The sequence below is a fragment of the Paenirhizobium selenitireducens ATCC BAA-1503 genome, assembly GCF_000518785.1.
Taxonomy (GTDB): Bacteria; Pseudomonadota; Alphaproteobacteria; order Rhizobiales; family Rhizobiaceae; genus Allorhizobium; species Allorhizobium selenitireducens.
In genome coordinates this window covers 169381-184519 of record NZ_JAEG01000009.1, presented here as the reverse complement: position 1 = coordinate 184519, position 15139 = coordinate 169381, and the positions used below count along the sequence as shown (strand labels likewise).

The window sequence follows — 15139 nt, the reverse complement described above, 5'->3', positions numbered from 1 at the left end:
CAGCCCGGTTCGCCGGTCATCCCGTAGGCCCGAAGCAACGCCTCTAGGGTCGCCGGCGCCGCGTGCCAAAATCTCTGCCCGCCATGCTCCTCCCCGTGCCATTGCCCCGTCAGCCTCCCGCTTCGTCAAAGAATTCGGGCATGGCTTCGGCAATGGCCGGCAGATCGGTGAGCACGCCCCTGAGATGCGTGCGCATCTCGGCTTCGGCCACCTGCGGATCGCCGGAGCGCAGGGCTGCCACCACCGCGGCATGCTGGTCGATCAGCCGCTCGCGCGGAAACTGGCGGGCACTGAGGTGGCGCACGCGGTCCATCTGCGTTTTCAGGTCTTCCAGGATATCCCAGATCGCCGGTTGGCCGGCGGCTTCGGCAAGCTGCCGATGAAAGGCCTCGTCCAGTTCCATGAACCTGCTGGGGTCGTCGCCATCGACCACGGTGCGCTGTGCCGACAGATTGGCCTCGAGGGCCGTAAGCATGTCCGGCGTCATGCGGCGTGCGGCTTCTCGAACAATGTCGGCCTCCACCGCTTCGCGAACGAAACGCGCGGTCATGACAGCGGGCACAGAGATACGGCGCACATAGGTGCCACGCTGGGGCCGGACTTCGACCAGCGATTCCTCGGCCAGTTTGATGAAGGCCTCGCGAACCGGTTGGCGGCTGACCTTGTAGCTCGCCGCGATTTCCGACTCCGAAATGCGAGCCCCGGGGGCCAGGTCTCCCCTGACAATCCTGTCGCGCAGCAACCGGTACAGCTGCGGCCCTACGGCCGAACTCTGTTCCAGCGCAGCTGCTTCTGTGGGCGGAACTGGCATTGTCTGTCTCCCTTCGGTCTGTCTAGCGTTGAACTGCCATACTAGTCAACAATTGGCGTCGATGCTAAATGGGAATCAGATACCATCTTCGATGCAGGCTTTGGGAGGAGTGACACATGCGGCAGACCTGGCGCTGGTTTGGACCGAAGGATCTGGTTTCGGTCGACGATATGATGCAGGCCGGGGTCGAAGGCGTGGTTTCTGCACTCCATCACCTGCCGACCGGCGCCGTCTGGGCGCGGGAAGAGGTTGACAAGCGTCAGGCCGAGATCGGCCGCATGCGGGATGGCAGCCCGTCGGGGCTCAAATGGGAGGTGGTCGAGAGCCTGCCCGTGTCCGAAGACATCAAGAAGCAGAAGGGAAGCTGGCGCGACCACATCGCCAACTACAAAACCTCGCTCAAAGTGCTGCGCGACGCCGGCATCGAGGTGATCTGCTACAATTTCATGCCGGTTCTGGACTGGACGCGCACCGACCTCGCCTGGCGGTTGCCGAATGGCGCCACCTGCATGCGCTTCGACCTGACGGACTTTGCCGCCTTCGATATCCACATTCTGGCGCGGCCGGGGGCAGCCGAGGACTATCCCGCGGACGTCGTTGCGGATGCGGCACGCCGCTTTGTCGCCATGGACGATGCTGCGCGCCAGGCGCTTGCCCGCAACGTCGTTTTCGGATTGCCCGGGGCGGCGGAGCATTTCACTCTGGAGGATGTGCGCGGTCACCTGGCAGAATATGCCGCGATCTCGGAAGATCAACTGCGAACCCATCTGATCGATTTTCTGTCGGAGGTGGCGCCGGTTGCCCAGGACCTCGGACTGCGTCTGTGCTGCCACCCGGATGACCCGCCGTTCTCGCTTCTCGGCCTGCCGCGCGTCATGTCGACCGAGGCGGACTACCGCAAGGTCATGGCGGCGGTCGATCTGCCGGCGAGCGGCATCACGCTCTGCACCGGATCGCTTGGCGTGCGGCCGGACAACGACCTGCCGGGCATGATGGACAGGCTTGGCGATCGCGTCCATTTTCTCCATCTGCGCAATGTCCGGCGCGAGACAGACGGCCTGATGGGCAGTTTCTACGAGGCCGAACATCTCGGCGGTGGCACGGACATGGTGGCGATGATCGCCGCGGTGTTGCGCGAGGAGGCCCGTCGGCGCAAGGCAGGCCGAGCCGACCGCAACATTCCCATGCGTCCCGATCACGGCCAGGACATCCTTGACGATCTCGGGCGCAAGGCGCAGCCCGGTTATCCCGCCATCGGCCGGCTGAAGGGCCTGGCCGAGCTGCGCGGCATCATGACGGCGCTGGAGCATCCGGTCGAGGGGATCGGCGCATGAGCGCGCCCCGCCTGACGTCGCTTTCGCAGGTACATGGCGAAGCGCGCCTTCCCGGCTACGAACCGTCTGCGCATGGCGTTGGGATCGTCCACATCGGCATCGGTGCCTTCCACCGCGCCCATCAGGCGGCCTATACGGATGCAGCGCTTCTCGCCGATGGCGGCGACTGGCGCATCCGGGGCGTGAGCCTGCGAAGCCGTGACATGGCCGAGGCGCTCAATCCGCAAAACGGTCTCTACACGCTGATCGAGCGGAGTGCTGCCGGAACGACGGGGCAAGTGATCGGTTCGATCGCCGATGTAATTGCCGCCGATCCTGTGGCGACGCTAGTCGCGCTGGTCGATCCGGCGGTGCGCATCGTCACCCTCACCGTCACCGAAAAGGGCTATGGGATTGATCGTGCCGGTCGCGGGCCGGACTGGTCCCATGCCGCGGTGGTGGCCGACCTTGCTTCGCCGGACGCCCCTTCCGGCGTACTCGGTCTGCTGGTCGCGGCGCTGCGGACACGCCGGGCGGCGGGCACCGCCCCGTTCACCGTACTGAGCTGCGACAACCTGCCGGAAAACGGTGCACTGCTGCGCGACGGCGTCGTCGGTTTCGCCCGCAGGCTCGATCCGTCGCTTGCCGATTGGATCGCGGCGGCGGTCGCGTTCCCCTCCAGCATGGTCGACCGCATCACCCCGGCCGTCACCGCGGAAACGCTGGCGACCGCCGAGCGGCTGACCGGCTGCAGCGATCTCGCCGCCGTCGAAACCGAAGCATTCCATCAATGGGTGATCGAAGACCATTTTCCCGACGGGCGTCCGGCCTGGGAAAAAGCAGGCGCGATCTTCGTTTCGGATGTAACGCCCTATGAGCGGATGAAGCTCACCATGCTGAACGGCAGCCATTCGATGCTGGCCTATGCCGGTTTTCTTTCGGGCCACCGCCATGTGCGCGATGTGATGGCCGACGCCTCTCTCGCGGCGCTCGTGCGGCGGCATCTGCTGAGTGCTGCGGCCGCCCTTCCGCCGCTGCCGGGGATCGACCTTGACGCCTACGGCGCGGCGCTCGCCGCACGCTTCGCAAATCCCGCAATCGCCCATGAAACCTATCAGATCGCCATGGACGGAACAGAGAAACTGCCCCAACGCCTTCTGGCACCGGCCACGGTCGCGCTCGAAGCCGGGACGTCGATCAGGCCATTCGCCTTTGCCGTCGCCGCCTGGATGCGCTATTGCCTCGGCAAGACCGATGCAGGTGAGGCCTATGCTTTGCGTGATCCCCGCGCCGGGGAGATCGCATCCGCGCTGGCCGGCGTGCCGCGCGACGCGGCAGCGGTCTCGGACGCGCTGCATGCCTTGCCGGGGTTGTTCCCCGTCGGGCTTGCCGCATCGGAAAAATGGCGCGCAGAGGTCCGTCAGGCTCTCGACCGCATGCTCGAACTCGGCATGCAGGGTGCCGTCGCGGAGGAGGCAAGAGGATGAGTGACAAACTGTTTGTCGCGATCGGCGAGGCGATGGTCGAACTGTCGCAGGCCGAGGGCGGCCTGTGGCGCATGGGGTTTGCCGGCGATGTGCTCAACACCGCCTGGTACGTGCGAGCCTGCCTGCCTCCAGCCTGGCAGGTGGCCTTCTTCACCCGGCTAGGCACGGATCCGTTTTCCGAGCGCATGCTGGAATTTCTCGGCGCAAACGACATTGCCACGCATTTCATCGCGCGCGACCCGGAGCGCACGGTCGGCCTCTACTCGATCGAGCTTCACGACGGCGAGCGCAGCTTTTCCTATTGGCGCGGCCAGTCCGCCGCCCGCCGGCTGGCCGACGACGAAGCCGCGCTCGAAGCGGCAATCGGTGCGGCCGACGTGGTCTATTTCTCCGGTATCACGCTCGCCATCCTCGAGCCCGGTCGCCGGGCGGCCCTCCTGCGTCTCGTTACCAAGGCCCGCGCCGCGGGCAAGCTGACTGTCTTCGACCCGAATATCCGGCCGCGTCTGTGGGAGAATGCCGAGACGATGCGCATGGGCCTCTCCAGCGCCGCGGCCGCCGCTGCGATCGCCCTGCCGAGCTTCGACGACGAGGCGTCGGTTTTCGGCGACGCTGACATCGAGGCATGCGCCGCCCGCTGGCTGCGGCTCGGGGCCGGCGAGGTCGTGGTGAAGAATGGCGGCGGCCCCATTGCCGTGTCCCTGCCTGGCGGCTCGATCGCGATCCTGAGCTTCGACAGCGTCAAGCCGGTGGACAGCACCGGCGCCGGTGATTCCTTCAACGGCGGTTACCTGGCCGCCCGCCTTGGCGGTGCTTCGCCGGAGGAGTCCGCGGAACAGGGCCACGCCGTGGCAGCCCGGGTCGTCCGGCATCCCGGCGCGCTTATGCCGCGTGATCAGATCGGACTATCCGGTTAGCCATTGCCGCTTCGGCGTGCCGCGTGCCCCGAAGGAGGAATGTGATCGCGCCGTTTGTCCCCGTAAAAGTCTTGACATGAGTCAATTGTGCCCAACGGCGATGTGCTAGATTGGCCTCATCGCAATAGGAGGGGTTTTGTCATGGGGTACATCAGGACACTGACTGCAGCGGCCATCACGGTGATGCCGATGCTGCTCGCTATGGGGGCTGCCGCACCGGCGGCGGCGCAGAGCGGGATGACTTGCGAACAGTTGTGGTATGAGCGAAACGCGATCTATGCCGCCAAGGGCTTCTGCTTCAAGACTCAGCGCGCCCGCAACGTCTTCGGTCGCGCCTGCTTTCCGCCCTACGGCAAGTTGACGCCGGCCGAACAGCGCCGCGTCAACAATATCGAGCAGTGGGAAGTCTATCAGGGCTGCCGTTGAGTTCGCACCACCGGTAGTTTCGAAATTCAGATCGGCGGGGGCCTCTCCCCGGGTCGCCAAAAGGTGGCCCGGGGAATTTCTTGTCGGTCAGCGCCCACCGGTTCGTGAACGCGTTTCAACCACGTGAGCCTATTGCCGGACTTTCATTTTTCCCTAGGATGAAAGAAAACGAAGAGGGGGAGGTGCGGATGCTGTTTACCAGCCGCCAGATGGAAATCATGGCTCTCGCCAAGGCGGAGGGCCGGGTGCTGGTCGATGAACTGGCGACACGGTTCGCCGTCACGCCGCAGACCATCCGCAAGGATCTGAATGACCTCTGCGACGGCAAGGCGCTGACGCGCATCCATGGCGGTGCGATCTTTCCGAGTGGCAACGAAAACGTCAAATACGAGGCGCGTCGTTCGATCGCCGCGCCGGAGAAACAGGCGATCGGCCGCGCCGCGGCGGCGCTTATCCCCGACAACTCCTCGCTGTTCATCAATATCGGCACGACGACCGAGGCCGTCGGGGAGGCACTGGTCGATCATCGCGAACTGATGGTGATCACCAACAATATCAATGTCGCCAATCGTTTGCGTGTGTTCCCCTCGATCGAGGTGGTGATTGCCGGCGGTGTTGTGCGCGGATCGGACGGCGGTATCGTGGGCGAGGCCGCGGTCGACTTCATCCGCCAGTTCAAGGTCGATTTCGCCGTCATCGGCGTGTCGGCGATCGACGAGGACGGCGCGCTTCTCGACTTCGACTATCGGGAGGTCAAGGTGGCCCAGGCGATCATCGCCAATGCCCGCCATGTCATCCTGGTGTCGGACGCCTCCAAGTTCGAGCGCACCGCTCCGGTGCGTATCGGCCATATCTCCCAGGTCCACACCTTCATTACCGACCATTGTCCAGTCGACTCGATCCGCCGGATCTGCGCCGAAAGCGACGTGCACCTGGTGGAAACGCAAAGCCAGCAGGATGACGTCGACGATAGCCGGTAGTTTTTCGTTAATGTTCGTTTGACATTCGCTTTCCTTTCAATTTAGATGAATGAACTTTCGCAATTGCATAAAATTGTGCAATGCGAAAAGGGGAGCGGGAGCGTATGTCGGTCGAGTCGGTTTTCGACATCTTTGTCATCGGTGGCGGCATCAACGGCTGCGGCATTGCGCGTGATGCGGTGGGTCGCGGCTATACCGTGGCACTCGCCGAAATGAACGACTTCGCCTCGGGCACGTCCTCCGGCGCCACCAAGCTGATCCATGGCGGTCTTCGCTATCTCGAATACTATGAGTTTCGTCTTGTGCGCGAGGCGCTGATGGAGCGCGAAGTGCTGTGGGCCATGGCGCCGCACGTCATCTGGCCGCTGCGTTTCGTTCTGCCCTTCCAGAAGGGCGGCGTCCGCCCCGCATGGCTGATCCGCCTCGGGCTTTTCCTTTACGACCATCTCGGCGGCCGCAAGCTCCTGCCGGCGACGAAGACGCTGGACCTTCGCCGCGACCCGGCTGGAAAGCCGCTGAAGCCGGTGTTTTCCAAGGCTTTCGAATATTCCGACGGCTGGGTCGACGACGCCCGCATGGTGGTTCTGAATGCCCGGGATGCCGCCGATCGCGGTGCGACGATCCTGAGCCGGACCCGGGTTACCTCGGCCCGCCGCGAGAACGGGCTGTGGACCGTCACGGTGCTTGACCAGGCGAACGGCCAGACGCAGAGCTTCAGGGCGCGCATGCTGGTCAATGCCGCCGGTCCCTGGGTCGACCAGGTGCTTGCCGGCGCCTTCGGCCGCAACAATGTCCACAATGTCCGGCTCGTCCAGGGCAGCCATATCGTGGTGAAGAAGAAGTTTTCCGACAAGCGGGCCTATTTCTTCCAGAACCCGGACAATCGCATCATTTTCGCCATTCCCTATGAGAATGATTTCACGCTGATCGGCACGACGGATCGTGACTATACGGACGATCCGAAAAATGTGAAAATAAGCGAAGAGGAAATCGCGTATCTCTGCAACGCCGCCAGCGAATATTTCGCAGAGCCGGTGAAGAAGGACGACATCGTCTGGAGCTACTCGGCCGTGCGCCCGCTCTATGACGATGGTGCATCGAAGGCCCAGGAAGCGACCCGCGACTATGTGCTGAAGCTCGACCGTCAGGCGGAGGAAGCGCCGCTTCTCAATGTCTTCGGCGGCAAGCTGACCACCTATCGGCGGCTGGCCGAGAACGCACTGGAGAAGATCGGCGAGGCGATCGGCGCCAAGGGAAGCGCATGGACAGCGAAGAGCAGACTGCCGGGCGGTAATTTCGAAGCGACGGCCTATGCGGCCGAAGTCGACGGCTTGCTCAAGACGCACCTGTTTCTCGAGCGTGGTCATGCGGAGCGACTGGTCCGCTGCTACGGCACCGATGCGAAGACCATCCTGTCCGGCGCAGCACGCGCCGGGGACATGGGGCGGCATTTCGGCGGCTCGCTTTACGAGTGCGAAGTGCGCTGGCTGATCGAGCGGGAATGGGCCTGCAGCGCGGAAGACGTGCTGTGGCGCCGCACCAAGCAAGGTTTGTTCCTGACGGCCGGGGAGGCCGCGGAACTGGAGACATACATGGCGGTCGCCGTCGCCCGATAAGGGGCAGGCGCCAGCTGGAAGATAGCCGACGGTTCGGAGGAGGCCCGAGGAATAGATGCTTGAATTGCGCAATGTCTCGAAGATGGTTGCTGGCGAATATCACATTCGCCCGACCGATCTCGTCTTGCAGCGAGGGTCGCTGAACGTCCTGCTGGGGCCGACGCTCTCCGGCAAGACCTCGCTGATGCGCTTGATGGCCGGTCTGGACAAGCCGACCGGTGGGTCGATCCATTTCGACGGCGTGGACGTCACCGGCGTGCCGGTGCAGAAGCGCAATGTCGCCATGGTCTATCAGCAGTTCATCAATTATCCGGCATTGACCGTCTATGAGAACATCGCTTCGCCGATGCGGATCGCCGGCAAGGATTCCGCGACCATCGGCCGCGAGGTGAAGAAGGCCGCCGAGCTTCTGCGGTTGACTCCCTATCTCGACCGCACGCCGCTCAACCTTTCCGGCGGCCAGCAGCAGCGCACCGCATTGGCGCGCGCCATCGTCAAGAACGCCAACCTGGTCTTGCTCGACGAGCCGCTCGCGAACCTCGACTACAAGCTGCGCGAGGAACTGCGCGAGGAACTGCCGAAGATCTTCGCCCAGTCCGGCGCGATCTTTGTCTATGCGACCACCGAACCGTCCGAAGCGCTCCTGCTCGGCGGCAATACCGCGACCTTGAGCCAGGGTGCGGTGACGCAGTTCGGCGAGACGATCCAGGTCTATCGTCACCCGCTGGATCTCCTGACCGCACGCACCTTCGCCGATCCGCCGCTCAATACGATCGAGCTGGTGAAGTCCGGCGGGCAGTTCCTGCTCGCCGACCGGCCGATCCTGCCGGTTCCGGCGCACCTGGCCGCGATCGCCGACGGTCCGGTGACGATCGGCTTCCAGCCGCATCACCTTTATCTCGAGCGTAACGACCATGCGACGACCGCGCTTTCGGCCAGGACGCTGGTCTCGGAAATCGCCGGTTCGGAGAGCTTCATCCACCTCCACTTCGCCGGTGCCAGATGGGTCATGCTGGCCCACGGCATCCACGACATCGATCCCGACTACGAGCTTGAGGTCTTCATCGATACGCGCCACCTGATGGCGTTCGGCTCCGACGGGCGCGCGCTCGTCGACGTCGCCGCGGCGTGAGGGGGAAGAGACATGGCACGCATCAATCTCGACCATATCCGCCACGCCTACAGCCCCAAGGCCAAGGCCGCCGGCGACTACGCGCTGAAGGAAGTCCACCATGAATGGGCCGACGGCGGCGCCTATGCCCTGCTGGGCCCGTCCGGCTGCGGCAAGACCACGCTGCTCAACATCATTTCCGGGCTTATTCACCCCTCGGACGGCCGCATCCTGTTCGACGGCGCCGACGTCACAGCCCTTTCGACCGAGGCGCGCAACATCGCCCAGGTGTTCCAGTTCCCGGTCGTCTACGACACCATGACGGTTTACGACAATCTCGCCTTCCCGCTGCGCAACCGCCACGTGCCGGAAGCCGAGGTTGACCGCCGGGTCAAGGAAATCCTCGAGATGACGGATTTGGCCGGCATGGCCGGCAGGCGCGCGCAGGGGCTCACCGCCGACCAGAAGCAGAAGATCTCGCTTGGCCGCGGCCTCGTCCGCTCCGACGTCAACGCGATCCTGTTCGACGAACCGCTGACCGTCATCGACCCGCATATGAAATGGGTTCTGCGCTCGCAGCTGAAGCGCCTGCATCGCCAGTCAGGCTTCACCATGGTTTACGTCACCCACGACCAGACCGAGGCGCTCACCTTCGCCGACAAGGTCGTCGTCATGTATGACGGCGAGATCGTTCAGATCGGCACGCCGGCCGAGCTGTTCGAGCGCCCGAGCCACACCTTCGTCGGCTATTTCATCGGCTCGCCGGGCATGAACTTCATGCCGGCCGCAGTGAGCGGATCCACGGCCGTGGTCGGCGAGCAGACCATCGCGCTGAACGGCGCGCCGAAATTGGCCGAGGGCGCCCGGATCGAGCTCGGCATCCGGCCGGAATTCGTCCGCCTCGGCCGCGAAGGCATGCCGGTCACAATCACCAAGGTCGAGGATACCGGCCGCCAGAAGATCGTCCGCACCCTGTTCTGCGGTCATCCGCTGTCGATCGTCGCGCCCGAGGATACCGAGATCCCCAGCGAGGCACGTGTCACTTTCGAAGCCCAGGCGATCGGCATTTATGCCGACAGCTGGCGCGTCGGGCAGGAGGGCTGATCATGGAAAAGACCTTTAACAACAAGGCCTGGTTCCTGGTCCTTCCGGTCCTGCTGCTGGTGGCCTTCTCGGCCGTCATCCCGCTGATGACCGTGGTCAATTATTCGGTCCAGGACACCTTCGGTAACAACGAGTTCTTCTGGGCCGGCACCGACTGGTTCACGGAAATGCTGTCTTCCGACCGGTTCTGGAACGCGCTCGGCCGCAACCTGATCTTCTCCATGGTGATCCTCGCCATCGAGGTGCCGCTCGGCATCCTGATCGCCCTCAACATGCCGAAGAAGGGGCTGGGCGTGCCCGTCTGCCTCGTGTTGATGGCGCTGCCGCTGCTCATTCCGTGGAACGTGGTCGGCACCATCTGGCAGGTCTTCGGTCGCGTCGACATCGGTTTCCTCGGCCACTACCTGACCGTTCTCGGCATCGACTACAACTATACGCAGGATCCGGTTGACGCCTGGGTGACGGTCATCGTCATGGACGTCTGGCACTGGACGAGCCTCGTCGTGCTGCTGTGCTATGCCGGCCTCGTCTCCATCCCGGATGCCTATTACCAGGCCGCCAAGATCGACGGCGCCTCGCGCTTCTCGGTGTTCCGCTACATCCAGCTTCCGAAGATGAAGCGCGTGCTTCTGATCGCCGTGCTGCTGCGCTTCATGGACTCCTTCATGATTTATACCGAGCCCTTCGTCGTCACCGGCGGCGGCCCGGGCAATTCGACGACCTTCCTGTCGATCGATCTGGTCAAGATGGCGGTCGGCCAGTTCGACCTTGGCCCGGCGGCTGCCATGTCGATCATCTACTTCCTGATCATCCTGCTCATGTCGTGGGTCTTCTACACGGTCATGACCAGCCACGACGCCCAGGCCAAGTGAGGGGGACACGAAGATGAACCACGACAAGAGCCGCTTCTCCTTCCTGATCCCGACGATCTACATCGTCTTCCTGCTCCTGCCGATCTACTGGCTGGTCAATATGAGCTTCAAGGAAAACAACGAGATCCTCGGGGCCTTCTCGCTCTTTCCGCAGAACCCGACGCTCCGGAACTACATGGTGATCTTCACCGACCCGTCCTGGTACAACGGCTATATCAACTCGATCATCTACGTGGTGATGAATACGGTGATCTCGGTCGCGGCGGCCTTGCCGGCGGCTTACGCCTTCTCGCGCTACCGTTTCCTCGGCGACAAGCACCTGTTCTTCTGGCTGCTCACCAACCGCATGGCGCCGCCGGCGGTGTTCGCGCTGCCCTTCTTCCAGCTCTACTCGGCCTTCGGCCTGATCGACACCCATATTGCCGTAGCGCTCGCGCATTGCCTGTTCAACGTGCCGCTGGCGGTCTGGATTCTCGAAGGCTTCATGTCGGGGGTGCCGAAGGAGATCGACGAGACGGCCTATATCGACGGCTATTCTTTCCCGCGCTTCTTCGTGAAGATCTTCATGCCGCTGATCGCGAGCGGAATCGGTGTCGCCGCCTTCTTCTGCTTCATGTTCTCCTGGGTCGAACTGCTGATCGCCCGCACGCTGACCACGACCGACGCCAAGCCGATCGCCGCCACCATGACCCGCACGGTCTCGGCCTCGGGCATGGACTGGGGCGTGCTGGCAGCGGCCGGCGTGCTCACCATCATCCCGGGCGCGCTCGTCATCTATTTCGTCCGCAACTACATCGCCAAGGGCTTTGCCCTGGGCCGCGTCTAAGGAAAGGGAGGCTCAAGATGGACTTCTCGTGGATGGCATGGACGCTGCCGACGGCGCTGTTCTTCATCGGCATCTTCACGCTGATCGCCTCCATGGCGGTCTGGGAATATTTCTCGCCGGGCGGCAATCCGCGCATCGGCGTCCTGCGGTTCGAAACGACGCGAGGCGATCGCCTGTTCATCTCGCTGCTCGGATCCGCATTCATTCATCTCGCATGGTTGGGGCTGGGAGGTCCGAACCTGTGGTGGGCTCTTGCCTTGTCGGTGGTCTACGCGATCGGCGTATTCCGTTTCGTCTGAGGCTTGAAAAACGGATGGCGGTCAGCGCCGCCATCCCGGACTACGAAGAGACTGCAATCGCAACCTTTGGGAGGAAAATCATGCGAAAGCACCTTTTGACGACGACCGCAGCCATGCTGCTGGCGATGACCGGCTCGGCCTTTGCCGGAATGGACGAGGCCAAACAGTTCCTGGACAAGGAGGTCGGTGACCTTTCGACGCTGTCGCGCGCCGACCAGGAAAAGGAAATGCAGTGGTTCGTCGATGCCGCGAAGCCTTTCGCCGGCATGGAAATCAAGGTGGTGTCGGAAACCATCACCACCCACGAATACGAATCCAAGGTTCTGGCCCCGGCCTTCGAAGCCATCACCGGCATCAAGATCACCCATGACCTGATCGGCGAAGGTGACGTCGTCGAAAAGCTGCAGACGCAGATGCAGTCGGGCGAAAACGTCTATGACGCCTATGTCAACGACTCGGACCTGATCGGCACCCATTGGCGCTACCAGCAGGCCCGCTCGCTCACCAAGTGGATGGCGAACGAAGGCAAGGACGTCACCAATCCGGGCCTCGACCTCGACGACTTCATCGGCATGAAGTTCACCACCGCGCCGGACGGTGACCTTTACCAGCTGCCCGACCAGCAGTTCGCCAACCTTTACTGGTTCCGGTACGACTGGTTCAACGACGAGAAGAACAAGGCCGACTTCAAGGCCAAGTACGGCTACGACCTCGGCGTTCCGGTCAACTGGTCGGCTTACGAAGACATCGCCGAATTCTTCACCGGTCGCGAGATCGACGGGAAGAAGGTCTATGGTCACATGGACTACGGCAAGAAGGACCCGTCGCTCGGCTGGCGCTTCACCGACGCCTGGCTCTCCATGGCCGGCAACGGCGACAAGGGCCTGCCGAATGGTCTGCCGGTCGACGAATGGGGCATCAAGGTCGATGAAAACTCCCGTCCGGTCGGCTCCTGCGTTGCCCGTGGCGGCGACACCAACGGCCCCGCTTCGGTCTACGCCATCCAGAAGTACCTCGACTGGTTGAAGGCCTATGCACCGGCATCCGCCCAGGGCATGACCTTCTCGGAATCCGGTCCGGTTCCGTCGCAGGGCGAGATCGCCCAGCAGATGTTCATGTACACCGCCTTCACCGCCGACCTCGTCAAGGACGGCCTGCCGGTGGTCAACGCGGACGGCACGCCGAAGTGGCGCTTCGCTCCGAGCCCGCATGGCGTCTACTGGAAAGACGGCATGAAGCTCGGTTATCAGGACGTGGGTTCCTGGACGCTGCTGAAGTCCACCCCTGACGATCGCGCCAAGGCAGCCTGGCTCTATGCCCAGTTCGTCACCTCCAAGACGATCGACGTCAAGAAGAGCCATGTCGGCCTGACCCTCATCCGCGAGTCGTCGATCCAGCATCCAAGCTTCACCGAGCGCGCTCCGAAGCTTGGCGGTCTGATCGAGTTCTACCGCTCGCCGGCCCGTGTCCAGTGGTCGCCGACCGGCACCAACGTTCCGGACTATCCGAAGCTGGCCCAGCTGTGGTGGCAGGCGATCGGCGACGCATCTTCGGGTGCGAAGTCGGCGCAGGAAGCCATGGACTCGTTGTGCGCCGAGCAGGAAAAGGTGCTGCAGCGCCTGGAACGTGCAGGCGTTCAGGGTGACATCGGCCCGAAGCTCGCCGAGGAAAAGACCCTCGAAGAGTGGAATGCCGATGCCGTGGCCAAGGGCAACCTGGCACCGCAGCTGAAGGTCGAGAACGAGAAGGAAAAGCCGATGACCGTCAACTACGACGAACTGGTCAAGAGCTGGCAGAAGTAATCTTCCCTCGTTAGCATGACAAAGGACCGGGGCGCGAACCACGCGCCCCGGTCTTCATCCAAGGAGACGAAAGCCCGATGAGCGGATATATTCTGGCAATCGACCAGGGAACCACATCGACCCGGTCCATGGTTTTCGACCAGGACATGCAGATCGTCGGGGTCGCCCAGCTGGAATTCACCCAGTTCTTCCCCGACTCAGGCTGGGTCGAACACGATGCTGAGGAGATCTGGCAGAGCGTGCTTTCGACCACCCGCATGGCGGTCGCCAAGGCCGGGATCACGCTGCGCGACATCACCGCGATCGGCATCACCAACCAGCGCGAAACCGCCGTGGTCTGGGACCGCAAGACCGGCGAACCCCTCCATCGCGCCATCGTCTGGCAGGATCGCCGCACCGCCCGTTTCTGCGAGGAGCTGAAGGCCAAGGGCCTGGAACCGCTCTTCACCGCCAAGACGGGCCTGCTGCTCGATCCGTATTTTTCCGGCACCAAGCTTGCCTGGATGCTCAATTCGGTCGAAGGGCTGCGCGCCCGTGCAGAAAAAGGCGAGGTCTGCTTCGGCACGGTCGATAGCTGGCTCATCTTCAGGATGACGGCCGGCCGCGTGCACGCGACCGACGCCACCAATGCCTCGCGCACGCTGATCTACGACATCGGCGAGAACCGCTTCGACGACGAACTACTCGACATCCTGGCCATCCCGCGCGCCATGCTGCCTGAGGTCAAGGACTGCGCCGACGAGTTCGGCGTGACCGACCAGGAGATCTTCGGTGCCAAAATCCCGATCCTCGGCGTTGCCGGCGACCAGCAGGCGGCCGTGATCGGCAATGCCTGTTTCGAGCCCGGCATGATGAAGTCGACCTATGGCACCGGATGCTTTGCGCTCTTGAACACGGGAACCGACCGCGTCGCATCCTCCAACCGGCTGCTGACGACGATCGCCTATCGGCTGAACGGCGAGACGACCTATGCGCTGGAGGGTTCGATCTTCATTGCTGGTGCTGCCGTGCAATGGCTGCGCGACAGCCTGGGCTTCATCGGCAGTTCGGCCGAGACCGACGGGCTGGCCGCCAAGGCCGACCCGCACCAGCGCGTCTATCTGGTGCCGGCCTTCACCGGGCTTGGCGCACCCTATTGGGATGCCGAGGCCCGCGGCGCGATGTTCGGGATGACGCGTAACACCGGCCCCGCCGAGTTCGCCCGCGCCGTTCTCGAAAGCGTCGCCTACCAGACCTATGATCTGCTCGAGGCGATGAAGAAGGACTGGGAGGGCGCGAGCGACAAGACCGTGCTGCGTGTCGACGGCGGCATGGTCGCGTCGAACTGGACCATGCAGCGCCTCGCCGACATCCTGGCCGCACCTGTCGACCGTCCGCAGATCCTCGAGACCACGGTTCTCGGTGCCGCCTGGCTTGCCGGCTCCCGCGCCGGCATCTGGCCGGATCAGAAGGGCTTTTCCGAGCATTGGAAGCGCGATCGCCGCTTCGAGCCGGGCATGGACGACGCGGAGCGTCAGATGGCCGTCGCCGGATGGCGCGATTGCGTCGCGCGCTGCCTCACGAAACGCGATTGAG

The 15139-nt window shown here is 63.5% G+C and carries 14 protein-coding genes; 13 read left to right on the top strand and 1 reads right to left on the bottom strand.

Annotated features, from left to right (window positions below; translation table 11 throughout):
* Nucleotides 1-109 precede the first annotated feature (109 nt).
* Entirely contained in the window at nucleotides 110-811 is a 702-nt protein-coding gene (locus L867_RS0114215) for a GntR family transcriptional regulator (RefSeq protein WP_028737518.1), read from the bottom strand.
* A 116-nt stretch (nucleotides 812-927) separates the two neighbouring features.
* Here L867_RS0114215 and uxuA point away from each other — a divergent pair, with 116 nt between their 5' ends.
* From uxuA to glpK, 13 genes are all read left to right on the top strand, one after another.
* Complete coding sequence (gene uxuA, locus L867_RS0114210) at nucleotides 928-2145, top strand: mannonate dehydratase (RefSeq protein ID WP_028737517.1); 1218 nt, start codon at nucleotides 928-930, stop codon at nucleotides 2143-2145.
* The gene (locus tag L867_RS0114205) at nucleotides 2142-3611 is read left to right on the top strand and encodes a mannitol dehydrogenase family protein (RefSeq protein WP_028737516.1); all 1470 of its coding nucleotides are present in this window, start codon (nucleotides 2142-2144) and stop codon (nucleotides 3609-3611) included. Before uxuA ends, L867_RS0114205 begins: the two co-directional genes overlap by 4 nt.
* Entirely contained in the window at nucleotides 3608-4528 is a 921-nt protein-coding gene (locus L867_RS0114200) for a sugar kinase (RefSeq protein ID WP_028737515.1), read from the top strand. Before L867_RS0114205 ends, L867_RS0114200 begins: the two co-directional genes overlap by 4 nt.
* A 141-nt stretch (nucleotides 4529-4669) precedes the next feature.
* Entirely contained in the window at nucleotides 4670-4954 is a 285-nt protein-coding gene (locus L867_RS0114195; RefSeq protein WP_051438983.1) for a YARHG domain-containing protein, read from the top strand.
* A gap of 188 nt (nucleotides 4955-5142) precedes the next feature.
* Complete coding sequence (locus L867_RS0114190; protein ID WP_028737513.1) at nucleotides 5143-5934, top strand: DeoR/GlpR family DNA-binding transcription regulator; 792 nt, start codon at nucleotides 5143-5145, stop codon at nucleotides 5932-5934.
* A gap of 104 nt (nucleotides 5935-6038) precedes the next feature.
* Nucleotides 6039-7550, top strand: a complete 1512-nt coding sequence (gene glpD / locus L867_RS0114185; RefSeq protein ID WP_028737512.1) for a glycerol-3-phosphate dehydrogenase — start codon at nucleotides 6039-6041, stop codon at nucleotides 7548-7550.
* A 55-nt stretch (nucleotides 7551-7605) separates the two neighbouring features.
* Nucleotides 7606-8682, top strand: coding sequence for an ABC transporter ATP-binding protein (locus L867_RS0114180; protein ID WP_028737511.1), 1077 nt, complete (start codon nucleotides 7606-7608; stop codon nucleotides 8680-8682).
* A 12-nt stretch (nucleotides 8683-8694) separates the two neighbouring features.
* The gene (locus L867_RS0114175; RefSeq protein ID WP_028737510.1) at nucleotides 8695-9765 is read left to right on the top strand and encodes an ABC transporter ATP-binding protein; all 1071 of its coding nucleotides are present in this window, start codon (nucleotides 8695-8697) and stop codon (nucleotides 9763-9765) included.
* A 2-nt stretch (nucleotides 9766-9767) separates the two neighbouring features.
* Nucleotides 9768-10637, top strand: coding sequence for a carbohydrate ABC transporter permease (locus L867_RS0114170; RefSeq protein ID WP_028737509.1), 870 nt, complete (start codon nucleotides 9768-9770; stop codon nucleotides 10635-10637).
* 13 nt (nucleotides 10638-10650) lie between these two features.
* Nucleotides 10651-11463 (top strand): carbohydrate ABC transporter permease, encoded by an 813-nt coding sequence (locus tag L867_RS0114165; protein WP_028737508.1) that lies wholly within the window; start codon nucleotides 10651-10653, stop codon nucleotides 11461-11463.
* A gap of 17 nt (nucleotides 11464-11480) precedes the next feature.
* Nucleotides 11481-11762: a DUF2160 domain-containing protein gene (locus L867_RS0114160; protein ID WP_028737507.1), complete on the top strand. Its 282-nt coding sequence runs from the start codon at nucleotides 11481-11483 to the stop codon at nucleotides 11760-11762.
* A gap of 80 nt (nucleotides 11763-11842) precedes the next feature.
* Nucleotides 11843-13564 (top strand): ABC transporter substrate-binding protein, encoded by a 1722-nt coding sequence (locus tag L867_RS0114155; protein ID WP_028737506.1) that lies wholly within the window; start codon nucleotides 11843-11845, stop codon nucleotides 13562-13564.
* 77 nt (nucleotides 13565-13641) lie between these two features.
* A complete protein-coding gene (gene glpK / locus L867_RS0114150; RefSeq protein WP_028737505.1) occupies nucleotides 13642-15138 on the top strand; it encodes a glycerol kinase GlpK in 1497 nt (498 codons plus the stop codon).
* The last annotated feature ends 1 nt before the right edge of the window (nucleotide 15139 follow it).